The sequence below is a fragment of the Kibdelosporangium phytohabitans genome, assembly GCF_001302585.1.
In the GTDB taxonomy this organism is placed as follows: domain Bacteria; phylum Actinomycetota; class Actinomycetes; order Mycobacteriales; family Pseudonocardiaceae; genus Kibdelosporangium; species Kibdelosporangium phytohabitans.
Map to the genome: position 1 here is coordinate 3,145,979 of NZ_CP012752.1, position 20,815 is coordinate 3,166,793.

The window sequence follows — 20,815 nt, forward strand, 5'->3', positions numbered from 1 at the left end:
TCGAGTACTCCGACAACGTACTCAACAGCGCTGGTCAGCGCTGAACAGGTCCACGAAAAAGCCCCCGGCCGCCAGGCCGGGGGCTTCCGCTTCGCGATCGGCTCACTCGAGGTAGTCGCGCAGGACCTGCGAGCGCGACGGGTGCCGCAGCTTCGACATGGTCTTCGACTCGATCTGCCGGATCCGCTCCCGGGTCACGCCGTAGACCTGGCCGATCTCGTCCAGGGTGCGCGGCTGGCCGTCGGTGAGGCCGAACCTCAGCCGCACGACGCCCGCCTCGCGCTCGGACAGCGTGGCCAGCACCGACTGGAGCTGGTCCTGCAGCAGCGTGAACGACACCGCGTCGACCGCGACGACCGCCTCGGAGTCCTCGATGAAGTCGCCGAGCTGGCTGTCGCCCTCGTCGCCGATGGTCTGGTCGAGCGAAATGGGCTCCCTGGCGTACTGCTGGATCTCCAGCACCTTCTCCGGGGTGATGTCCATTTCCTTGGCGAGCTCTTCCGGCGTCGGCTCGCGGCCCAGGTCCTGCAGCAGCTCACGCTGTATGCGGCCGAGCTTGTTGATCACCTCGACCATGTGCACCGGGATGCGGATGGTGCGGGCCTGGTCGGCCATGGCACGGGTGATGGCCTGCCGGATCCACCAGGTGGCGTACGTGGAGAACTTGTAGCCCTTGGTGTAGTCGAACTTCTCGACCGCGCGGATCAGACCCAGGTTGCCTTCCTGGATCAGGTCGAGGAACGCCATGCCGCGGCCGGTGTAGCGCTTGGCCAGCGAGACCACCAGCCGCAGGTTCGCCTCGAGCAGGTGGTTCTTGGCGCGCTCGCCGTCCCGCACGATCCAGCGCAGGTCGCGCCGCATCTGCGGGGTCAGCTTCTCGCTCTCCTCCTCGGCCTTGCGCACGCGCTCGGCCGCGTAGAGGCCCGCCTCGATCCGCTTGGCGAGTTCGACCTCCTCCTCGGCGTTGAGCAGCGCGACCTTGCCGATCTGCTTGAGGTAGGCGCGGACCGAGTCGGCTGAGGCGGTGAGCTCGGCGTCCTTGCGGGCCTGCCGGAGGGCCTCGGACTCCTCCTCGTCCCAGACGAAGTCGCCGCCGCCCTCCTTGGCGTCCTTGGGGAGCTTCTCTTCCTCTTCCTCTTCCGGCTCCTCGACCACCGGCTCGTCGACGAGCTCGGCGTCGTCGGCCTCGAGGTCCTCGAGGTCCTCCAGCTGTACGTCCTCGAGCTCGCCTGGCTCGTCGGGCTCGCCATCGCCGGTCTTCTTGGCCGTGGCAGGGCCCGCCTTCGCCGCGGCGGGCTTGGCCGCGGTCTTCTTGGCGGCAGCGCGAGGTTTGGCTGCGGCGGGCTTGCGTCCCGCCGACGACTTGGCCTTGCCCGCGGTGGCGGGGTCCTCGGCGTCGGTCTTGCCGGCAACCGAGGCGGTCTTGGTCGTCTTCGCCGCGCTCGCGGTGCTCGGGGAGCGTCGGGTTGCGGTCTCTGCGGCTGCCACGTACGCCCTTTCGAAACGGTCGACAACGGCAACACGGCGGGGGTCGAGTTGCCGGGAGTTCGGGGAGAGCCTCCGGGTGCTTTGCCGAAGGCGCTGTTCCATTGTAACGACGCCCGGCGAGTGAGGTGACACAACAAGGGCGTTCGGGCAGTTCCTACGGCCGCGAACAACCGCGAATCAGTGCTGGACGCCGATATCCGCCGCCACCGCGGCGCCGACAATGCCCGCGTCGTTGCGCAGTTCGGCCGCCACCACTTTGGTACGCACGTCCAGCAATGGCAGCCACTTGTCCGCCTTCTTGCTCACGCCACCGCCCGCGATGATCAGATCGGGCCAGATCAGGTCCTCGAGCCTGCGCAGATACCTGGTCACGCGCTTGGCCCACTCCTCCCACGACAGGTCGTGCTCCTCCTTGACCGACGCCGCTGCCTTGCTCTCCGCGTCGTGCCCGTCCACCTCCAGGTGGCCGAACTCGGTGTTCGGAACGAGCTGCCCGTCGAGGAAAACCGCGCTGCCGATGCCGGTGCCGAAAGTCAGCAGCACGACCACACCGGACCGGTCGATATCCGATCCATAACGGATTTCCGCCATGCCGGCCGCGTCGGCGTCGTTGAGAACCACGATCTCGTGCGGCTGCCTGCCGAGCCGTTCGGCGAACAACGCGTGGGCGTCGGTGCCGATCCATTTCTTGCTGATGTTCGCGGCGGACAGCGCCTTGCCGTGCTTGACCACGGTCGGCAGCGTCACGCCGACCGGCCCGCGCCAGTCGAACTGCTCGACGGTCTTGGCCACCACGTCGGCGATCGCGTCCGGCGTCGAGGGCTGCGGGGTGTTCGTCCTGATCCGCTCGCCCACGAGCGTTCCGGCCTGAAGGTCGACCACGCATCCCTTGATCCCGGAACCGCCGATGTCTACCCCGAAGCCGCGGGTGCCAGCCATCCCCGTGGTCCTTCCTTCTCGATTCAGTTCGCAGGTGATGGGGGGACGATAACGGATGTGGTCCGATGTACCCATGGTCCATCTGCGGGACACCTTGCGCCGAGTCGCCGTCCGGGTGGCGACCGAGGCGGCCGAACTGGTCGAGACGACCCGGCGTTCGGCCGTCCGGCACGTCGAGACCAAGTCCAGCGCGACCGACCCGGTGACCGCGGGTGACCGGGCGGCCGAGCGCCTCGTGCGCGAGCGGCTGGCGGAACTGCGGCCCGGCGATCCGGTGCTCGGCGAGGAAGAGGGAGCAGGCGGCTCCGGCGCCGCCGACGGGGCCGTGACCTGGGTCGTCGACCCCATCGACGGCACCGTGAACTACCTCTACGGCCTGCCCTGGTACAGCGTGTCGGTCGCAGCGCAGGTGGACGGGGTGACGGTGGCCGGGGCCGTAGTCGAGCCCGCCAGCGGCCGTGTGTGGTCGGCTGCGCGGGGCGAGGGCGCCACCCTGGACGACGTGCCGCTGCGGGCGAGCACCGCGAGTGAGCTGGAACTGACGCTGGTCGCCACGGGGTTCGCCTACCGGCAGGAGCGGCGGGCCCAGCAGACCGGGGTGATCGCGCGCCTGCTGACCGAGATACGTGACATACGTCGCACCGGCTCGGCCGCGCTGGACCTGTGCATGGTCGGCGCCGGCTGGGTGGACGCGTACTTCGAGGTCGGCCTCAGCCCGTGGGACTGGGCGGCCGGGTCGTTGATCGCCGAGGAGGCGGGAGCGGTCGTGCACCTGCCCGGCACGGGCGAACTGGGGAACGCGGTCTTCGCGTCGGCGCCCGGCGTCGCGGACCCGCTCAGGCGGCTCCTGGTCGACGCCGGGCTTCCCGGCGTTCGGTGATGCTCAGCAGGGTGCCCGGCGGATGGCCTCGATCAGCGCGGGGTCGAGCTGCGGCCCCGCACCGCCCTCCGCCGACTGCAGCCCGCCTGTCTGCGGCGGGTGCTGTGCGCCCCACTCGGTCAGGACCCGCAGGACCTGCCGGGTCTCGGCCTTGACCGGCAGCTCGTCGAACTTGTGCCCGACGACCATGTCGATCGACGCGTCCGGCCGGTTGTCCTTGACCAGTTCCATGCACGGGTCCAGCAGGCTCAGCGTCCGCGCGGCCGGTGCGCCCTGCTGGCCGAACCGGATCTGGCCCCGGCACTTCATGTCCTTCGACGGGTAGGCCGGGTCGTCCGAGGGTTGACCCACCTGGGTGAAACCGAGCTGTTTCAACCCCTCCGACACCACACCTGCCTTGCCGCGCTGCGTGCTCGCGTTCAGCACCCTGACGGCGACCTGGTCGGGCGCCGCGCCCGAGGTCTTGTCCAGTCCTGCCTGATCCACGTGCTGACCGGTCTCCGGTTGCGGCGGTGGTGCTGGCTGGCCCGACGCCGGCGTCGCCGGAGCGCCTGGCTCGCAGCGCACTCCCTGCGCCTGCGGCTGTTTGTTCGCCACGTTGAGCCACACGACGGTGGCAACCAAACCGAGTAACACAAGCATGATCAGCGCAGGAAGCGGCCGCCGCTTGCGATATCTGGGGGCCCGCTCACCCCCGTTGAAGCTCCCCGCTGTCACGTGTGCCCGCCCTCCAATGCCGGCCAGATTCCCCTGTTGCATCTGTCGACTGGCTGTTGACTTTTGTTGCTGCTGATCAGCCTAGGCGTTTCCGCCCGGCTGCGGGCATCGGGGCGAGTGCGCGCCGTCACGCTCGCTCGATGCGACTCGGTGATCGCGGACAGTGAGACATCGCAGGTATCGGACCATGACGGGCGGCGGGCGGCAAGTCCGCTCCGCGACGGGATCGCCTGGTCGGACCGGTTCGGACGTGTCCAACCGGTATGCCCGCCGCGGCCGGGAACACACCCGGACGGGTGATGCGTTGACTGAACGGGCGTGAGATGGGCTACCCTCTGCGCGCTCCGGTCGCCGAGGACTCCGGGCCGAATCGATTCGGTTGGCCAAGAAATCCTTCGCGACCAGGGGAGACGTCCGTCACTCCAATGGCGGGCACAAAATCGGGCCCTGGAACGTTGACCAGCGGCACGAGTGCATGGGTGATGATTTGACCGCAGGGGTGAAACAAAGATGGCGACCGACTACGACGCTCCTCGCCGAAGCGAGGCCGACGACCTCGCCGAGGACTCCCTAGAGGAGTTGAAGGCGCGCCGCAACGAGACGCAGTCCGGTGTTGTCGACGTCGACGAGTCGGATACCGCTGAGAACTTCGAGCTCCCCGGTGCCGACCTGTCGGGACTGTCCGGCGAAGACCTGACCGTCAAGGTGATTCCGAAACAGGCGGACGAGTTCACTTGTTCGCACTGCTTCCTGGTCCACCACCGCAGCAGGCTCGCCGAAGAGCGCGACGGCCTGTACGTGTGCCGCGACTGCGCCTGATCCCGGACCACGGGAACAACCGACAACAACACAGGGAAATTCGATCCGGGTACCTGACCGCCGGTCAGGTACCCGGCTGCGTGCGCGCGTCCTGGCGCAGCAGCGCGGCGAGTTTCTCGGGGGAACGGGTGCTGAAGATCCAGTACGGCGTCGGGTCGTCCGGGTCGGTCAGGTGAACCCTGAGCGCGGTCGGGATCCAGCCGCGGTGCAGCACGAACGCGGACGGGTCGAAGTCGCGGCCGAGCGCCCGGCGTTTGTCGTGCGGGTTGTCGAGCACCTCGACCTCGCCGACGAACTCCAGCGGCAGGTGCGCGTCGCCGACCCAGAGTTCGCCGTCGGCCACCCTGACCCTGGCGCGGCCCGCCCAGAACAGCAGGAACGCCATCAGCGGCAGCAGGATGACGTACGGCAGCCACGACCGGATCCCCTGGTAGCCCATGTGGACCGTCGCGGCCATCAGCGCCGCGCCGATCATCGGCAGCGGCCAGCTCAACCAGGGGACCGAGAGCCGCTCGGCGTAGGCGTTCGAGGTGTCCGGCACGCCATAAGGGTAGTCTCGCCGCTCGTGCCCAGCGTGCAGGTCCTGATTTCCCGGCTCGACCCGGGTGTGCCCATCCCCTCCTACGCCCGGCCGGGTGACGCCGGCGCGGATCTGGTGACCACCTCGGACGTGGACATCGAGCCCGGTGAACGGGTGGTCGTCGGCACCGGCGTGGCGATCGCGCTGCCCGACGGCTTCGCGGCGTTCGTGCACCCGCGCTCCGGCCTGGCGGCCAGAGCGGGGCTGAGCGTGGTGAACACCCCGGGGACGATCGACTCCGGGTACCGCGGCGAGATCAAGGTCTGCCTGATCAACCACGACCCGCGTGAGCCGATCCGGCTGCGCCGCGGCGACCGGATCGCGCAACTGGTCGTGCAACGGGTCGAACATGCGGTATTCCAAGAGGTGGAGGATCTCGGCGACTCGGCGCGCGGCGCGGGCGGGTACGGGTCGACCGGCGGGCATGCTGTTCTCGCGTCCACTCGCGGGAAGACGGAGGAATAGTGGGACTTTTCGGACGACGCCGGGCCAAGCGCGACGAGCCGGCCGACGACTACGCCGACGGCGGCGAGTACGACGGGGCCGGTGCGGAGCCCGGTGATCCCGGCGGCGAGGAGCACGCCGACGGTGTTCCGTCGGAGTACGGGGCCGTGCAGGGCGACCTGGGGGCGATGTCCGGCGGGCCCTTCGACGAGGAGGCGCCGGAGGACGGCCTGCCCCGGCTGGACCTCGGCTCCGTGCAGCTGCCCGTGCCGGACGGCGCGCAGTTGCAGGTCGAGATGGAGCAGCCGGGTGTGGTCAAGGCGGTCCACATCATGACGCCGAGCGGTCAGATGACGATCACCGCGTACGCCGCCCCCAAGTCCGGCGGCCTGTGGGAAGAGGTCTGCGGCGACCTGGCTACCGAACTGAAGACCAACGGCGCGCAGGTGCGCAGCGCGGCGGGCGAGTGGGGCCAGGAACTGATGGCCACCCTGAACGCGATGTCGCTGCGGTTCATCGGCGTGAACGGTCCGCGCTGGATGCTGCGTGGCGTGGTGGCCGGGCCGCCTGAGCAGGCCGCGCAGGCAGCGCACGGCCTTCGTGCGCTGATCCGCGGCGCCGTGGTGGTCCGCGGCACCCAGCCGATGCCCGTCGGCCTGCCGTTGCCGATCGAACTGCCCGAGGAGATCGCGCAGCACATCGAGGCCCAGGGCGGTTAGGCCCTGGGCCCGGTCGTTAGTGCCTGTGCCGGGCGGCGATGCCCGCTGCCGCGCCCGCGCCGAGGATCAGCACGATCGTGGTCACGGCCCAGCGGCGCTTCTTCTCGGTGTCGGGTTTCGGCCGTGCCGCGACGGGTTTCGGTGTGGGCGGCGGTGTCTTGCGAGCCTTGCTCGGCGGTGGCGGGGCCGGTGAGGGCGGCGGTGGCTGGACCACCTGGTTGATCGGCGGAGGCGTGGTGGGTGTCGTCGTCCGCGGCGGCGTGGTCCGCGGCGGAGCGGGCCGTGACGTGGCGGGCGGCGGGACCGGCGGTTGCGGTATCGGCGGTACGGGCGGTGGGGGAGCCGGTGGGTCGACCACCGGTGGCGCGGTCAGGCACCCGGCCGCGTCGGTGGTGTCAGCGGGCGCGTACGACGCGACCTCGGTGAAGGTCTTCGGTGCGGCCAGCGGGATCCGGTACAGCCTGCTTTTGCCTTTCTCACGGTTGTTGATCGCGTAGAGCACGCGCCCCGGCGCCATCAGCACGGCGCCGTAGGTTCCCCACGGCAACCCGTGTGGCTTGCCTATCGTGCGCACCTTGCCGTTGACGGGGTTGACGCTGACGACCGCACCGAAGGTCGTCACGCCGTAGAGCTGCGCGTCCGAGCCGAAGTCCCAGTCGTCGACGTCGGCCAGCCACGACATCCACTTCGTCTTCACGACCTTCAGGTAGGTCGGGCTCGCCGGGCTCACGTCCAGCGACACCAGTTGCATGCCGTCGCGCAGGTACAGCGTGGACCCGGAGATGGCGCCCGCGGTCGCGTTGCGGACGCCGTGCACCTTGCCGCGGTCGACAGCGTTGCCGCCGCGGTCCAGCGTCACCACACGCGATCCGGACGACATGCCGTAGAGCAGGTTCTGGCTCGCCGAGTACCCGATCGCGTTCAGTTCGACGCCGAACTTGCGCAGTTCGGTCCCGCCGCCGGACGGCAGCGACAGCTTGACCAATGTGGACGCTGAGCCGTGCTTCGGCGTGTACACCTCGAACGCCTCGCACGCGCCCTGCGCGTCGGCCGTGCCGGTGGCCACGCCGATCAGGCCGCTCGTCACCAGCAGTGACGCGGTCAGCGCCAGTCTGGGCAACCGCATCAGCTCAGCCGGTCCAGCACGGCGGTGAACGCGTCGGGGCCGACCGCGGCGCCGCCGCTGAACGGGTTCTGCAGCTGGTAGATCGCGAACAGCAGCAGTGTGATCGCGGCGGCGAGCGTGCCGGAGATCAACGCGTGCGACAGCACCTTCGGGCCGCCGTGCAGGTAGATCAGCCCCATCACCATCACGCTGCCGATGAGCAGCGCGAACCACACCACGGTGCTCACGCCGCCGCCCTCGCCGGCGTCCAGCCTGGCCTGGCGTGCCTGGTAGACCTCCCACAACTGGTCGGTCGCCGCGGCCTTGCGGCTTTCCTGCCACGTGTCGTCCGGCGTGGTCGGTGCTTTGGCGATGGTGTCGCGCAACTGCTCGAGCTGCTGCCAGCCCACGGTGCTGTCCACCGATCCCTTGTCGCTCATCTGCGGCCACTCCTGGCGCACGACCGTGTCCGAGTACGCCGCGGTGAGCTCACGGACCTTGGCGCCGACCGGGTCGGGCAACGCGTCGGCCGACCACGAGGCCGCGACCAGGTTGTTGGCTTCCCGCTGTGATTCGTTCTGCGCCGCGCTCACCCCGTCGAACAAGGAGATCAGCACGAACGCCAGCAGGACGGCGTGCAGCCCGGCGACGATCGTGAACACCTGGCCCGCGACTTCGTTGTTCCCGCTCAGACCCGCCCTCGCGGGTATCCGGTGGAGCAGGACCGCGACCAGTGCCGCGGCCACGCCCACTCCGATGATCCACAACGCGCCGCTGAGATAGATGCTCACGGCGCGCAACGCTGATGCAACGCGTTGTGGCTGGACAAGACCCGGCCCGGATTACCACTCTTCGACTACTCGGGTTTCCCCGATTCGGAGCAATGCGAACTGCGGCTACTGCTCCATCCGCGTGACCCCGCCCGCGCCGAGCCACGCCAGAACCGTCGCCCGCCCAAGGGATTCACGATCTTGGCCGAGCGCGGTGAGCGTCGTGGCGCACAGCTTCGCGCGCGGCATCGTCGCCGCCCACGTCCTGGCCACCTCGATCGGGTGGACCGGGTCGTCGCGACACCCGGCGATCCCGGCCGGTACGGCGATCCGGGTCAGGTCGGCCAGTTCCGGCGCGGGCCGCGTCGCCGCGATGTCCAGCGACTCGGCCAGGCCGGGTTCGGCCCGCCGCCACGCGCGGTTCAGCTCCGTGGTCAGCCACGGCTCGGTGTCGACGGCCGCGAGCGTCGCGTCCAGACCGTGGTCGCGGACCGCCTGTGCGCTCAACCGGGCGGACACGGCAGCGGGCGCATCGCCGGGCGCGCCGTTCCACGCCGGCAGGGCGAGCAGCAGCCCGGCGCACCGGTCCGGGTTGGCCAGCGCCCACTCCACCGCCAGATGGGCTCCCAGCGAGATCCCGCCGGCGAGCACGGGCGTCGCCGCCGCTTCGTCCAACGCCGCCATGTGTGCTTCGACCAGGCGATTGCCGGGCCGTGGGCGCGGGGCGGCCAACCGGATACCCAGCGCTCGAAGCGGACCTTCGAACACTGACCGGACAAATACCTCGTCGGAGGCCGTACCGGGCAAAACAACAGCTGTCCGAATCGTGTCCGGACGGGAACGCCCAACCGTCACCTCGCGTTGGTGTACTGACACGGTTCGGGCCTCCTGCCTACGGTTACGCTTGATTGTGCACGGGTCGGAGTCGGGGCCGATCCCACCACTGAGGAGCAGGTATGGGTGTCGACAAGGGGGACGGATATTGGCGCCGTCTTGTCCGCAAACTCACCACTGACGTCGAGGAACTCGACGCCGACGACCTGTCAGCGAGCGTGGCGGCCCACGGCGCGCAGCGGGCGTGCGACTGCCGCTCCGGGCAGGAGGTCACCGTGCTCGGCAGGCTGCGCAGCGTCGAACTCTCCCCTGGCGACGCGGTCGCCACGCTGGAGGCGGAGCTGTTCGACGGAACCGAGGGTGTGACATTAGTCTGGCTCGGCCGACGGCGGATTCCCGGCATCGAGCCGGGCAGGACGGTGAAGGCGAAGGGCCGGATCGCGGTGCGGGACGGTCGCAAGGTCCTCTACAACCCCTACTACGAGCTGCAGACGACTTCATGACTGATGAAACGCCCGAAAAGCAGGCGACCCCGGACGACCAGCAGGCCGACAAGCCGATGCCGACGCTCTGGGAGCAGATGGGCGGCATGGTCGGGTTCATCTCGGCCTCCATCCCGGTAGCGGTGTTCGTCATCGTCAACTGGGCCACGAGCATGGGACCGGCGATCTGGAGCGCGGTCGGTGTCGCGGTGCTGATCGCCGTGGTGCGGATCATCCGCAAGGAACAGCTGATGCCCGCCGTGTCGGGCATCTTCGGCGTGGCGATCGCGGCGTTCATCGCGTACCGCGTCGGCGAGGCCAAGGGCTTCTTCCTCTACGGCATCTGGGTCTCCGGTGTGCTCGGCGCGGCGTTCCTGATCTCGATCTTCGCGCGCTGGCCGCTGGTCGGCGTGATCTGGTCGACGCTCAACGGCCACGGCCTCGGCTGGCGCAAGGACCTCAAGTCGCGGCGGGACTACGACATCGCCACGGTGGCGTGGACCGTGGTGTTCGCCGCCCGAGTCGTTGTGCAGCAATGGTTGTACAACACGGACGAGACGACCTTGCTGGGCATCGCCCGGATCGCGATGGGCTACCCGCTGACCGCGATCGCGTTGCTGGTGACCGTGTGGGCGGTGCGCCGCGTGGACAAGCGCGACAAAGCTCGTGAGGAAGCCGAGAAGGCGGAGACCGAGCTCGTCGAGCGCGAGCTACGCGCGAAGTACGACACGCCTGCCCAGGAATCACCCTGAAGTATTACGGGCTTTCTCAGGCGCCGCACCGGATGTGCCCGGTGCGGCGTTTCCGCGACGCTGTGCGGCATGAGGAGATCAGCCAGGAAAACCGTGGTGTGCCTGGTCGTCGCCGGGGGCCTGTTGACGTCCGGTGCCGCCGAAGCATCCCCGGCGTTCGAGTACCAGAGCCTTGACGGCTTCGGCAACAACCGGCTCCACCCGGATCGGGGCAAGGCGGGCACGGGCTACTTACGCCTGACGGCCGCGAACTACGCGGACGGCATCGGTACGCCGTTCACCGGGCCGAGCGCCCGCTACATCAGCAATCGCGTGTTCAACGACGCGGGTCAGCGGTTGTCGTCGGCGCGGGGTACCAGCCAGTGGGCGACGGCGTGGGGCCAGTTCGTCGACCACACCTTCGCCAAGCTCGTACCAGGGCAGATGGTGCAACCGCCGCGGATCCCGTACGACAACAACGACCCGATGGAGAGCTTCCGCAGCGATCTGCCCTTCGTGCCGTTCGGCCGGAGCAAGGAGGTCGCTGGGACAGGCGTGGGCACACCACGCGAACAGGTGAATTCCCTGGGGTCGCACATCGACGCCTTCGCGGTCTACGGCTCGGCGAACCGCTTGGAGTGGATGCGGGAGGGCCCAGTCGACGGGGACATGTCCAACAACGGCGCCAAGTTGCTGATGCCAGGGGGCAACCTGCCCAGGCGGGACGCGCGCGGGGACATCACCACCGCGCCGCCGATGGACGACGCAGCCGGGCGGATGGCGGGCAACGGCATGGTCGCGGGTGACGACCGGGCCAACGAGAACACCGGTCTGCTCGCGGTGCAGACGCTGTTCGCCCGTGAGCACAACAGGATCGTCGACCTGCTGCCGAAGTCGCTGCCCGAGGAGGAGAAGTTCCAGATCGCCCGGCGCGTGGTGATCGCGACGCAGCAGTACATCACCTACAACGAGTTCCTGCCGGCGCTCGGCGTGCACCTCAGGCCGTACCGCGGTTACGACCCGAACGTGAACCCGACCGTGAGCAACGAGTTCGCGACCGTCGGCTACCGGGGCGCACACAGCCTGGTCCACGACGACATCCGGTTGAAGGTCCCGGCTTCGCGGTACACCGCCGCGCAGCTGGACGCACTGCGCGCCAGGGGTGTTGGCGTCAAGGCGGCCGGCAACGAGCTGGAGCTGGAGCTGGCGCTGCCGGCGTCCCAGGCGCCGTTCAACCCGGGCCTGTTCGAGGACCTGCGTCTCGGCCCGGTGCTGCAGGGGCTGGGCCGGTTCCCGGCCGGTGCGGGCGACGAGCTGATGGGGGAACTGGTCCGCAGCGCTCCGCTGAGCGCACAGGGGCAGACCGCGATCTTCGACATCACCGCGATCGACATCGAGCGCGGCCGTGACCACGGCATGCCGAACTACCAGCAGTTGCGTGCGGCGTACGGGCTTTCGCCGAAGACCTCGTTCCGCGCGGTGACCGGCGAGCCGACCGAGTCGTTCCCCGCCGACCCGCAACTGACGCCGGGCAAGGAGATCGACGACCCGGACGCGCTGGACTTCATCCGGTTGCGCGACAAGAACGGACGCGAAGTCCAGCCCGGGAGCGATCTCGCGGTCGGCGGTGAACGCCGGACGACCACGGCGGCCCGGCTGAAAGCCCTGTACGGCGGGGACATCTCGAAGCTGGACGCCTTCGTCGGCGTGGTGGCCGAGCCGAAGGCGCCCGGCAGCGAGTTCGGCGAGCTGCAGACCGCGATCTGGCGCAAGCAGTTCGAGGCACTGCGGGACGGCGACCGGTTCTACCACGGCAACGATCCGGTGCTGGCGACGATCAAGCACAAGTACGGCATCGACTACCGGCAGAACCTCGGCGACGTCATCGCCGCCAACACCGACGTGCCGCGTTACACCTTGGCGGCCAGCGTCTTCAGGTGCTCGTCGTTCTGAGCCCACTGTTCGAACGTGGTCGGTGACCGGCGCAGAACTCGGCTCACGTCGTCGGTCACCACCGCGTTCCCGCCGTTGCGCATGAGCTCGAAGCTGTCCAGCACAGGCCCGGTGTCCGCCTCGGGGATTCCTTGTGCCAGAAGGTTCTTCTTCGACTGCTCCCGTGACACGTCCACGGTCCGCAACGGCCTGCCCAACAGCTTGCCGAGGATCGCCACCTGCTGCGGCACGCTGAGCAGTTCGGGGCCAGTCAGCGTGTAGGTCTGCTTGTCGTGCTCGTCGGTCAGCAACGCCGCCAGCGCGACCTCGGCGATGTCCGCGGGATCCACCACGCCGCTCTGGCCGTTGCCGTAGGGGCTGGGAATCGGTTCACCGGCCTCGATCCGCGGTACCCAGGCGAGCGAGTTCGTCGTGAACGACGACGGCCGCAGCACCGTCCACTCCAGACCGCTCGTGGCCAGCGCCTGCTCGCCGGGCAGGTGCCAGGCGCCGGTGACCTCGAAGTCGGGTTCGCCGGTCTTGATCGCGGAGACCTTGACGACCTTCCGCAGTTGCGCGCCCGCGCCGAGGACGGCGAGGTCGTGCTTGGCCGCGAAGCCGGGCGCGGTGAGCAGGAAGACGGTGTCGACGCCGTCGAGTGCCCGCTTGAGCGACTCGGGATCGTCGTAGTCGCCCTGGACACCGTTGGGAACACGCTGTGGATCACGGGACATGGCCTTGTAGCCGACGCCTTGGGCGTCGAGCAGCCGTACGAGCCGACTGCCGATCGTGCCGGACGCACCGGTAACCAGAATCATGGGTTCCACGGTGTCAAGAAGTCCGAACAGGACATAGGAAGATTCGGCTAACCTCGGCGGGTGTGAACCCCTGGGACATCCGCACGGCGTGCGAGTTCACGGCAGGCAAACGCACTGTCACCCGTCTGCCGAGCACGAGAACGTCGCTGGTCTTCAGCCACCGGCAGGGCGGCGCGAGCCACCTCGTCGTGCTCGGGCCGCGCACCCGCGCGAAGTACTTCCCGGTCAAGGAACCGTCGGTCGTCGTCGGCGTCGAACCGCACATGGGCTGGGCACGGGCGCTGCTCGGGGTGCCCGTGCACGAACTCGCCGACCAGGTCGTGCCGTTGAGCGACCTCTGGGGCACCAGCGAGCTGCACGACTCGCTGGTGGCCGAACCCGCCCGCGCGGCAGAGCTGATCGAGAAGGCGCTGTCGGACCGGGTGACCGACAACCCGGCCGCGGAACTGGTCACGGAAGCGACCCGGTGGCTGGGCCGGGAACGGCTGCCGGAGACCGCGCGCCGGCTCAACGTCAGCGAACGGCACCTGCGCACGTTGTTCACGGGCACGGTCGGTGTGTCGCCGAAGCGGTTCGTCCAAGTCAACCGAGTGCGCTCGGTGCTCTCGCGTGCCGGGGCGCGCAAAGGCGCCCAGTTGGCGGCCGAGAGCGGGTACTACGACCAGTCGCACATGACAGCGGAGTTCCGCGCGACGATGGGCGTACCGCTCAGCGCGTACCTCGCGGGCGAGCTCACGCCCGGCTCAACCTGCTGAGTCCCGGGCCACCCACTCGCGGGCGAGGATCGCGTACACGACCTCGCTGCACCACTCGCCCTTCACGAACTCGTTGTCCACGAAGTGGGCCTCCTTGCGCATCCCCAGCTTGGCCAGCACGCGGCCGGAGGCCTCGTTGCGGGCGTCCAGCCTGCCGATCACGCGGTGCGCCTTGAGCTCCTCGAACGCGATCCGCAGCAGCGGCCGGGAGGCCTCGGTGGCGAATCCCTTGCCGTAGTGGTCGGGGTGCAGCACGTAGCCGATCTCGGCCTGCTGGTGCGGGCCGGACAGCCACTCGATGTTCACGTCGCCGATCATCGCGCCGGTGTCCTTGCGGACCACGGCCAGCAGCAGCGAGTCGCCCGGCTGGGTCAGCCGGGACATCTTCGCGATCCGCTCGTCCAGCTTCGCCTTGACCTCGTCGCGGGTCAGCGCTTCGCCGTAGAGGTAGGTGTGGACTTCCGGCCGTGACCGGATGTCGTGCAGTTCGTCGAGATCCGCCGGGGTGAAGGCGCGCAGCCAGAGGCGGTCGGTCTCGATCTTGTCAGGTGGGACGAACACCCGCCGGACACTATCGGGATCAGGCACCCAGCGCCGACCGGATTTCCTGCTCGACGCTGTTCGCGGCGGCCACGAACAGCAGTTCGTCGCCCGGTTCGAAGGTGTCCTCCGGCTGCGGGACGATCACCCGCCCGCCGCGCAGGATCGTCACCAGCGCCACGTCGCGCGGCAGCGTGACCTCCTGCACCGGCTTGCCCGCCATCGGGGTGTCCTCCGGAAGGGTCATCTCCACCAGGTTCGCCTGGCCCTGGCGCAGGGTCAGCAGCTGCACGACGTCACCGACGCTGACCGCTTCCTCGACCATCGCCGCGAGGATCCGCGGCGTGGACACGGCCACGTCGACGCCCCACGCCTCGGTGAACAGCCACTCGTTGGCCGGGTCGTTGACCCGGGCCACCACCCGGCGGACCGCGAACTCGGTCTTGGCCAGCAGTGACACGACCAGGTTGACTTTGTCGTCACCGGTCGCCGCGATCACGACGTCACACAACTGCAGACCGGCGTCCTCCAGTGAGGACAGCTCACACGCGTCGGCGAGCACCCATTCGGCCTGCTCCACCGTGTGCGGCTCGAACTGGGCCGCCTGCCGTTCGATCAGCATGACCTGGTGCCCGTTCGCCACGAGCTCGGCGGCGATGGAGCGGCCGACCGCACCCGCTCCCGCGATCGCGACCCGCATTAGCTCTCCTCCTCCGGTGGCTGCGCCGCCGCGTTGGTGATGTCGCTGACAGTGCCGGACAGCGCCGCCACGTAGATCACGTCGTCGGCCTGGACGACCGTCTTGGCGTCCGGCAGCACGCCCGTGCCGAACCGCATGATGAACGCCACGCGGCAGCCGGTGGCCTCCTCCAGGTCACGCACCCGCTTGCCCGCCCACGACTCGTGCACGGGCAACTGCAGCACCGCGACCTTGCCCGACGGCTCACGCCAGGCCGACGCCACGCCGTCCGGCAACAACGTCCGCAGGAAACGGTCCGTCGTCCACGGCACGGTCGCCACGGTCGGGATGCCGAGTCGCTCGTAGACCGCCGCGCGCTTCTCGTCGTAGATGCGGGCCACGACGTGCTCGACGCCGAAGGTCTCCCTGGCCACCCGCGCCGAGATGATGTTCGAGTTGTCCCCGCTCGACACCGCCGCGAACGCGCCGGCCCGCTCGATCCCCGCCTTGATCAACACCGTCCGGTCGAACCCGATCCCGACCACCTGCGAGCCGTGAAAATCCTGGCTCAGCCTGCGGAAGGCCTGGACGTCCTTGTCGATCACGGCGACCGTGTGGCCGAGGCGCTCGAGCGCGGCCGCGAGCGACGACCCGACCCGGCCGCAGCCCATGATCACCACGTGCACGACCAGCCTCCTCGAAGATGTCTGCTCATCGTCCGGCAAGAACCTACCGTCCGGTGCTCCACCCGGGTGACGGGAGGACTTACGCTTTGACCCCGTGTCGAAGTTCTCAACCGCGGCGAAGCGCCTACTGGTCGGCAGGCCCTTTCGCAGCGACACCCTCGGGCACACGCTGCTGCCCAAACGAGTGGCGTTGCCGGTGTTCGCCTCGGACGCCCTGTCCAGCGTGGCCTACGCGCCGCAGGAGATCTTCCTGACGCTCAGCATCGCGGGCATCGCCTCGTTCGCGTTCGCGCCGTGGATCGGCCTTGCGGTCATCATCGTGCTGCTCACGGTCGTCATGAGCTACCGGCAGAACGTGCACGCCTATCCGAGCGGCGGCGGTGACTACGAGGTCGCCACGGTCAACCTGGGGCCCAAAGCGGGCCTGACGGTCGCCAGTGCGCTTTTGGTGGATTACGTACTTACTGTCGCTGTGTCCATTTCGTCCGCTGCGGAGAACCTCGGCGCGCTGGTGCCGTGGATCGGCCAGAACAAGGTGCTGTTCTCGGTCATCGCGATCGTCCTGCTGACCGCGATGAACCTGCGTGGCGTGCGCGAGTCCGGCACGGCGTTCGCCATCCCCACCTACGCGTTCATGTTCGGCATCTTCGCGATGCTCGGCTGGGGCTTCTTCCGCACGCTGGCGCTCGGCGACGACGTGCACGCGGCCAGCGCGGGCCTGGAACTGCACGCGGAGAACGACCACCTGATGGGTTTCGCGTTCGTGTTCCTCGTCCTGCGGGCGTTCACCCAGGGCTGCGCGGCGCTGACCGGCGTCGAGGCGATCAGCAACGGCGTGCCCGCGTTCAAGAAGCCGAAGTCCCGCAACGCGGCCACCACGCTGCTGATGCTCGGCACGATCTCGGTCACGATGTTCATGGGCGTGATCTACCTGGCCAGGCTGACCGGCGTGGTGCTGGCCGAGCACCCGGAGACCCAGCTGGTCAACGCGCCCGCGGGCTACCGGCAGGACACCGTGATCGCGCAGCTGTCGCAGGCGGTGTTCTCCGACTTCGCGCCCGGCTACTTCTTCGTCATCGGGTTCACCGCGCTGATCCTCGTCCTGGCCGCGAACACCGCGTTCAACGGCTTCCCCGTACTCGGCTCGATCCTGGCACAGGACCGCTACCTGCCGCGCCAGCTGCACACCCGCGGCGACCGGCTGGCGTTCTCCAACGGCATCCTGTTCCTCGCCGGATTCGCCATCCTGCTCGTGGTCGCGTTCGAGGCCGACCCGACCAAGCTGATCCCGCTGTACACCGTCGGCGTGTTCGTCTCGTTCACGCTGAGCCAGAGCGGGATGATCCGGCACTGGAACCGCCTGCTGCGCAACGAGTCCGACCCGAACGCGCGGCGCAGGATGCGGCGCTCGCAGGGGATCAACGCGTTCGGCCTCGCGATGACCGGGACCGTGCTGGTGATCGTGCTGGTCACCAAGTTCCTCGTCGGCGCGTGGATCGCGATCGCCGCGATGACCGCGATCTTCGCGTTGATGACGGGCATCAAGAAGCACTACGACCGGGTCGCCGACGAGCTGCGCGAGGCCGAGGAGGGCCGCCCGACGGTGATGCCGTCGCGCAACCACGCGATCGTGCTCGTGTCCAAACTGCACCTGCCGACCCGGCGCGCGCTGGCGTACGCCAAGGCGACCAGGCCCGACGTGCTCGAGGCGGTGACGGTCAACGTCGACGACCGCGACACCAGGATGCTGGTCAAGGACTGGGAAACCAACGGGTTCAAGATCCCGCTGAAGGTGATCGAGTCGCCGTACCGGGAGATCACCAAGCCGGTGCTGGACTACGTGAAACGGATGCGCACCAAGAACCCGCGTGACGTGGTCACCGTGTTCATCCCCGAGTACGTGGTCGGCCGGTGGTGGGAGCACTTCCTGCACAACCAGAGCGCGCTGCGGCTCAAGGGACGTCTGCTGTTCCAGCCCGGCGTGATGGTCACCAGCGTGCCGTGGCAGCTGGCATCCTCGGAGAAGGTGCACGAGAAGGCCGTCATCGCGCCCGGCTCGGTGCGCCGCGGACTGCACGGTGAGGACACCAAGTGACCACTGGGGAGAAGCTGAACTGGAAAGGCCGCAGGCTCGACGTCGAAGTCGGTGTCGTGGCCCACGGCGGGCACTGCATCGCCCGCTACGAAGGCCGCGTGCTGTTCGTGCGGCACGCGTTGCCGGGTGAGCGCGTGATCGCGGAGGTGACTGAGGACAAGGGCGGTTCGTACTGCCGCGCGGACGCGGTGGAGATCCTGACCGCCTCGCTCGACCGGGTCGAGCCGCCGTGCCCGCTGTCCGGGCCCGGCGCGTGCGGCGGCTGCGACTGGCAGCACGCTTCCGGTGCGGCACAACGCAACCTGAAAGCCGCCGTGGTCGCCGAACACCTGGCCAAGGCGACCGGCCGGGACATCCCGGTCGTGGTGGAGGAACTCACCGGCGGCCTGCTCGGCTGGCGCACCCGCGTGCGGATGGCCGTCGGCCACGACGGCATGCCCGGGTTCCACCCGCATCGCAGCCACGCCGTCATCCCGGTCGGGCACTGCCCGATCACCGTGCCCGGCCTGGTCGAATCGGTGGCAGGCCAGGACTTCCTCAAGGACAGCGAACTCGAGCTGGTCAGGGACGGCCGCGGCCGCATCAACGCGCGCCAGCTCAAACTGACCCGCGGCCCCCGCGGCCGGACGCACTGGCGCCGCACACCGATCACCGGTGAGGGCGAGGCGGTCGAGTTCGCCGCGGGCAGGCACTGGGACATGGACGCCTACAACTTCTGGCAGATCCACCCGGCAGCCGCCGACACCCTCGCACTCGCCGTGGCGGAGTGGTCACAGGCCTCGCCCGGGTCCTGCGCGTGGGACCTCTACAGCGGTGTCGGGCTGTTCGCGTCCGTGCTGGCCAGCCAGGTCGGGCCGGGCGGCACGGTGTTCGCGGTGGAGAGCAGCCCGTCCTCGTCGGACTCCCACCGGCTGCTCGCCGACCTGCCCCAGGTCACGTCAGTGGGCAGGCGAGTCGAGCACGCGCTGCGCGACGACCTCCTCGACGGCCCGGAGCCCGAGGTCGTCGTACTCGACCCGCCCCGCAAGGGCGCCGGGCACGAAGTCGTGGACGCCATCGCGGCGCGCCGCCCGGAGCGCGTGGTGTACGTGGCGTGCGACCCGGCCGCGCTGGGCCGGGACGTCGCCCGGTTCCGGATGCACAACTACCAGCTCGACAGCGTCCGCGCGTTCGACGCTTTCCCGATGACGCACCACGTCGAGGCGGTGGCCCTGCTCACTGCGTAGATTCCCGACCCGGCGAGCTGGTCTGCGGCGGGCGACTGAACCAGTACTGCGGCTGCGGCCGCAGGTTCTGGTAGATGTGCTTGGCCTCCTGGTACTCGGCCAGCCCCGCGCGGCCGAGTTCCCTGCCGACACCGGAACGCTTGAAACCGCCCCATTCCGCCTGCGGCAGGTACGGGTGGTAGTCGTTGATCCAGATCGTGCCGTGCCGCAGGCGCGCGGCCACGCGCTGCGCCTTGTCACCGTCCTTTGTGAACACGCCACCGGCCAGGCCGTAGTGCGTGTCGTTGGCGATGCGGACCGCGTCGTCCTCGTCGGTGAACCGTTCCACTGTCAGCACAGGGCCGAAGGCTTCCTCGCGCACCGCGTAGCTGCCCTGTTTGACGTCGGTGAGCACGGTCGGCAGGTAGTAGGAACCGTCCTTGAGGTGCTCGTCCTCCGGGCGCCAGCCGCCCGTGCGCAAGGTGGCGCCCTCGGTCATCGCCGCGGCCACGTAGTGCTCGATCTTCTCCAGGTGCGCCGCGGAGATCAGCGGGCCGGTCTCCGCCATCGAGTCGAACGGGCCGCCGAGCCGGATCCGGCCGGTGCGCCGGACGATCTCGTCGACCAGTTCGTCGTGCAGCTCGTTCTGCACGATCAGCCGCGCGCCCGCCGAACACACCTGACCGGAGTGCAGGAACGCCGCCGTGATCGCGTAGTCGACGGCGGTCTCGAAGTCGGCGTCGGCGAACACGATGTTCGGGTTCTTGCCGCCGAGCTCCAGCGCGACCTTCTTGACCGTCGCCGCTGCCGCCGCCGCGACCTTCGTCCCGGTCGCCAGCCCACCGGTGAACGACACCAGGTCGACGTCCGGGTGCTCGGCCAGCGGCGCACCCACCTCCGCCCCGGAGCCGAGCACGAGGTTGGCCACACCGTCGGGCAGATGAGCCTCCTGCAACGTGCGCATCAGCAGGATCGCCGTGCTCGGAGTGAGCTCGCTCGGCTTGAGCACGAACGTGTTGCCCGCCGCGAGCGCGGGCGCGACCTTCCACACCGCCTGCAACAGCGGGTAGTTCCACGGCGTGATCAGCCCGCACACGCCGACCGGTTCGTACACGATCCTGCTGGCGATGTCCGGGTTGCCCGCGTCGACGATCCGGCCGGACTCGTGCGCGGCGAGCTTGCCGAAATACCGGAAGCACGAGATCACGTCGGCCATGTCGTACTCGCTCTCGACCAGGCGTTTACCCGTGTCGAGCGACTCGGCCCGCGCGTAGGCGGCCTTGTCCCGGTCGATCAGGGCGGCGACCTTGAGCAACAGGTCACCGCGCTGCGCGGCGGGGGTGCGCGGCCACGGGCCGGCCTCGAAGGCCCGGCGGGCGGCGTCGATCGCCGACTCGGTGTCGCTGCGGTCGGCCTCGTCGACCGTGGCGACCAGCGAACCGTCGGCGGGGCACCGGATCTCCCGCGTCGCACCGGCGAGCGCGGAAACCCACTCGCCTCCGATGAACAGCTCGGCCATGCGGCACTCCGATCTTCCTCTCGCGGCAGGCCCAACCCTACGGGCTCGTCCGGCGATTGCCGGGAACACCGCGACCTG

At 69.3% G+C, this 20,815-nt stretch carries 22 protein-coding genes; 10 read left to right on the forward strand and 12 right to left on the reverse strand.

Annotated elements, in window-relative coordinates:
• Positions 1–102: 102 nt before the first annotated feature.
• Both AOZ06_RS14610 and ppgK read right to left on the reverse strand, forming a co-directional pair.
• Entirely contained in the window at positions 103–1,488 is a 1,386-nt protein-coding gene (locus tag AOZ06_RS14610) for an RNA polymerase sigma factor (RefSeq protein WP_054289892.1), read from the reverse strand.
• 177 nt (positions 1,489–1,665) lie between these two features.
• On the reverse strand, positions 1,666–2,427 hold the full coding sequence (gene ppgK / locus AOZ06_RS14615) for a polyphosphate--glucose phosphotransferase (protein ID WP_054289893.1): 762 nt from the start codon (positions 2,425–2,427) through the stop codon (positions 1,666–1,668).
• A 73-nt stretch (positions 2,428–2,500) separates the two neighbouring features.
• Here ppgK and AOZ06_RS14620 point away from each other — a divergent pair, with 73 nt between their 5' ends.
• Entirely contained in the window at positions 2,501–3,307 is an 807-nt protein-coding gene (locus AOZ06_RS14620) for an inositol monophosphatase family protein (RefSeq protein ID WP_054289894.1), read from the forward strand.
• Positions 3,308–3,310: 3 nt separating this feature from the next.
• Here the strand turns inward: AOZ06_RS14620 and cei are convergent, their stop codons facing one another.
• The gene (gene cei, locus AOZ06_RS14625) at positions 3,311–4,066 is read right to left on the reverse strand and encodes an envelope integrity protein Cei (RefSeq protein WP_063810036.1); all 756 of its coding nucleotides are present in this window, start codon (positions 4,064–4,066) and stop codon (positions 3,311–3,313) included.
• A gap of 468 nt (positions 4,067–4,534) precedes the next feature.
• Between cei and AOZ06_RS14630 the strand changes: the two genes are divergently transcribed.
• Entirely contained in the window at positions 4,535–4,843 is a 309-nt protein-coding gene (locus tag AOZ06_RS14630) for a DUF4193 domain-containing protein (RefSeq protein WP_033391377.1), read from the forward strand.
• A 64-nt stretch (positions 4,844–4,907) separates the two neighbouring features.
• Here AOZ06_RS14630 and AOZ06_RS14635 read toward each other — a convergent pair whose 3' ends face one another.
• Positions 4,908–5,384, reverse strand: coding sequence for a DUF3093 domain-containing protein (locus AOZ06_RS14635; protein WP_054289896.1), 477 nt, complete (start codon positions 5,382–5,384; stop codon positions 4,908–4,910).
• A 24-nt stretch (positions 5,385–5,408) separates the two neighbouring features.
• Here AOZ06_RS14635 and dut point away from each other — a divergent pair, with 24 nt between their 5' ends.
• Positions 5,409–5,888, forward strand: coding sequence for a dUTP diphosphatase (dut, locus tag AOZ06_RS14640; RefSeq protein WP_054289897.1), 480 nt, complete (start codon positions 5,409–5,411; stop codon positions 5,886–5,888).
• Positions 5,888–6,586 carry a DUF3710 domain-containing protein gene (locus tag AOZ06_RS14645; RefSeq protein ID WP_054289898.1) on the forward strand — a complete coding sequence of 233 codons (699 nt, stop codon included), beginning with the start codon at positions 5,888–5,890 and terminating at the stop codon, positions 6,584–6,586. The genes dut and AOZ06_RS14645 overlap by 1 nt, the downstream gene beginning before the upstream one ends.
• Positions 6,587–6,602: 16 nt before the next feature.
• Here AOZ06_RS14645 and AOZ06_RS61245 read toward each other — a convergent pair whose 3' ends face one another.
• From AOZ06_RS61245 to AOZ06_RS14660, 3 genes are all read right to left on the reverse strand, one after another.
• Positions 6,603–7,712: a DUF6923 family protein gene (locus AOZ06_RS61245; RefSeq protein WP_054289899.1), complete on the reverse strand. Its 1,110-nt coding sequence runs from the start codon at positions 7,710–7,712 to the stop codon at positions 6,603–6,605.
• Entirely contained in the window at positions 7,712–8,482 is a 771-nt protein-coding gene (locus tag AOZ06_RS14655) for a bestrophin-like domain (protein WP_054289900.1), read from the reverse strand. Before AOZ06_RS14655 ends, AOZ06_RS61245 begins: the two co-directional genes overlap by 1 nt.
• Positions 8,483–8,587: 105 nt before the next feature.
• Positions 8,588–9,145 (reverse strand): alpha/beta fold hydrolase, encoded by a 558-nt coding sequence (locus tag AOZ06_RS14660; protein WP_335338393.1) that lies wholly within the window; start codon positions 9,143–9,145, stop codon positions 8,588–8,590.
• A gap of 272 nt (positions 9,146–9,417) precedes the next feature.
• Here AOZ06_RS14660 and AOZ06_RS14665 point away from each other — a divergent pair, with 272 nt between their 5' ends.
• The 3 genes from AOZ06_RS14665 (at position 9,418) to AOZ06_RS14675 (ending at position 12,461) form a co-directional block, all read left to right on the forward strand.
• Positions 9,418–9,798: an OB-fold nucleic acid binding domain-containing protein gene (locus AOZ06_RS14665; RefSeq protein ID WP_054289901.1), complete on the forward strand. Its 381-nt coding sequence runs from the start codon at positions 9,418–9,420 to the stop codon at positions 9,796–9,798.
• Entirely contained in the window at positions 9,795–10,529 is a 735-nt protein-coding gene (locus AOZ06_RS14670) for a DUF3159 domain-containing protein (RefSeq protein WP_054289902.1), read from the forward strand. Before AOZ06_RS14665 ends, AOZ06_RS14670 begins: the two co-directional genes overlap by 4 nt.
• A 69-nt stretch (positions 10,530–10,598) precedes the next feature.
• Positions 10,599–12,461 (forward strand): peroxidase family protein, encoded by a 1,863-nt coding sequence (locus AOZ06_RS14675; protein ID WP_083471690.1) that lies wholly within the window; start codon positions 10,599–10,601, stop codon positions 12,459–12,461.
• Here AOZ06_RS14675 and AOZ06_RS14680 read toward each other — a convergent pair.
• Positions 12,419–13,258, reverse strand: a complete 840-nt coding sequence (locus AOZ06_RS14680) for an NAD(P)H-binding protein (protein WP_054296650.1) — start codon at positions 13,256–13,258, stop codon at positions 12,419–12,421. The genes AOZ06_RS14675 and AOZ06_RS14680 overlap by 43 nt on opposite strands.
• A 62-nt stretch (positions 13,259–13,320) precedes the next feature.
• Here AOZ06_RS14680 and AOZ06_RS14685 point away from each other — a divergent pair, with 62 nt between their 5' ends.
• Complete coding sequence (locus AOZ06_RS14685) at positions 13,321–14,013, forward strand: helix-turn-helix domain-containing protein (RefSeq protein ID WP_054289904.1); 693 nt, start codon at positions 13,321–13,323, stop codon at positions 14,011–14,013.
• Here the strand turns inward: AOZ06_RS14685 and AOZ06_RS14690 are convergent.
• The 3 genes from AOZ06_RS14690 to AOZ06_RS14700 are packed head-to-tail and all read right to left on the reverse strand — an operon-like array spanning position 14,002 to position 15,918.
• Positions 14,002–14,574 carry a GNAT family N-acetyltransferase gene (locus AOZ06_RS14690; protein ID WP_054289905.1) on the reverse strand — a complete coding sequence of 191 codons (573 nt, stop codon included), beginning with the start codon at positions 14,572–14,574 and terminating at the stop codon, positions 14,002–14,004. The genes AOZ06_RS14685 and AOZ06_RS14690 overlap by 12 nt on opposite strands.
• Before the next feature lie 19 nt (positions 14,575–14,593).
• On the reverse strand, positions 14,594–15,253 hold the full coding sequence (locus tag AOZ06_RS14695; protein ID WP_054289906.1) for a potassium channel family protein: 660 nt from the start codon (positions 15,251–15,253) through the stop codon (positions 14,594–14,596).
• Positions 15,253–15,918, reverse strand: coding sequence for a potassium channel family protein (locus tag AOZ06_RS14700; protein ID WP_054289907.1), 666 nt, complete (start codon positions 15,916–15,918; stop codon positions 15,253–15,255). Before AOZ06_RS14700 ends, AOZ06_RS14695 begins: the two co-directional genes overlap by 1 nt.
• A gap of 94 nt (positions 15,919–16,012) precedes the next feature.
• Here AOZ06_RS14700 and AOZ06_RS14705 point away from each other — a divergent pair, with 94 nt between their 5' ends.
• Both AOZ06_RS14705 and AOZ06_RS14710 read left to right on the forward strand, forming a co-directional pair.
• Positions 16,013–18,013, forward strand: a complete 2,001-nt coding sequence (locus AOZ06_RS14705) for an APC family permease (RefSeq protein ID WP_054289908.1) — start codon at positions 16,013–16,015, stop codon at positions 18,011–18,013.
• On the forward strand, positions 18,010–19,239 hold the full coding sequence (locus AOZ06_RS14710) for a class I SAM-dependent RNA methyltransferase (protein ID WP_054289909.1): 1,230 nt from the start codon (positions 18,010–18,012) through the stop codon (positions 19,237–19,239). Before AOZ06_RS14705 ends, AOZ06_RS14710 begins: the two co-directional genes overlap by 4 nt.
• On the opposite strand, the gene AOZ06_RS14715 is transcribed toward AOZ06_RS14710, so the two are convergent.
• Positions 19,229–20,737 (reverse strand): aldehyde dehydrogenase family protein, encoded by a 1,509-nt coding sequence (locus tag AOZ06_RS14715; protein WP_054289910.1) that lies wholly within the window; start codon positions 20,735–20,737, stop codon positions 19,229–19,231. The two genes, AOZ06_RS14710 and AOZ06_RS14715, sit on opposite strands and share 11 nt — an antisense overlap.
• Between the last annotated feature and the right edge of the window lie 78 nt (positions 20,738–20,815).

Coding starts and splice junctions, on each gene's coding strand:
- ppgK (WP_054289893.1), bottom strand. CDS start 2,427: ATGGCTGGCACCCGCGGCTTCGGGGTAGACATCGGCGGTTCCGGGATC.
- AOZ06_RS14620 (WP_054289894.1), top strand. CDS start 2,501: ATGGTCCATCTGCGGGACACCTTGCGCCGAGTCGCCGTCCGGGTGGCG.
- cei (WP_063810036.1), bottom strand. CDS start 4,066: ATGCAACAGGGGAATCTGGCCGGCATTGGAGGGCGGGCACACGTGACA.
- AOZ06_RS14630 (WP_033391377.1), top strand. CDS start 4,535: ATGGCGACCGACTACGACGCTCCTCGCCGAAGCGAGGCCGACGACCTC.
- AOZ06_RS61245 (WP_054289899.1), bottom strand. CDS start 7,712: ATGCGGTTGCCCAGACTGGCGCTGACCGCGTCACTGCTGGTGACGAGC.
- AOZ06_RS14660 (WP_335338393.1), bottom strand. CDS start 9,145: ATGGCGGCGTTGGACGAAGCGGCGGCGACGCCCGTGCTCGCCGGCGGG.
- AOZ06_RS14665 (WP_054289901.1), top strand. CDS start 9,418: ATGGGTGTCGACAAGGGGGACGGATATTGGCGCCGTCTTGTCCGCAAA.
- AOZ06_RS14670 (WP_054289902.1), top strand. CDS start 9,795: ATGACTGATGAAACGCCCGAAAAGCAGGCGACCCCGGACGACCAGCAG.
- AOZ06_RS14675 (WP_083471690.1), top strand. CDS start 10,599: ATGAGGAGATCAGCCAGGAAAACCGTGGTGTGCCTGGTCGTCGCCGGG.
- AOZ06_RS14680 (WP_054296650.1), bottom strand. CDS start 13,258: ATGATTCTGGTTACCGGTGCGTCCGGCACGATCGGCAGTCGGCTCGTA.
- AOZ06_RS14695 (WP_054289906.1), bottom strand. CDS start 15,253: ATGCGGGTCGCGATCGCGGGAGCGGGTGCGGTCGGCCGCTCCATCGCC.
- AOZ06_RS14715 (WP_054289910.1), bottom strand. CDS start 20,737: ATGGCCGAGCTGTTCATCGGAGGCGAGTGGGTTTCCGCGCTCGCCGGT.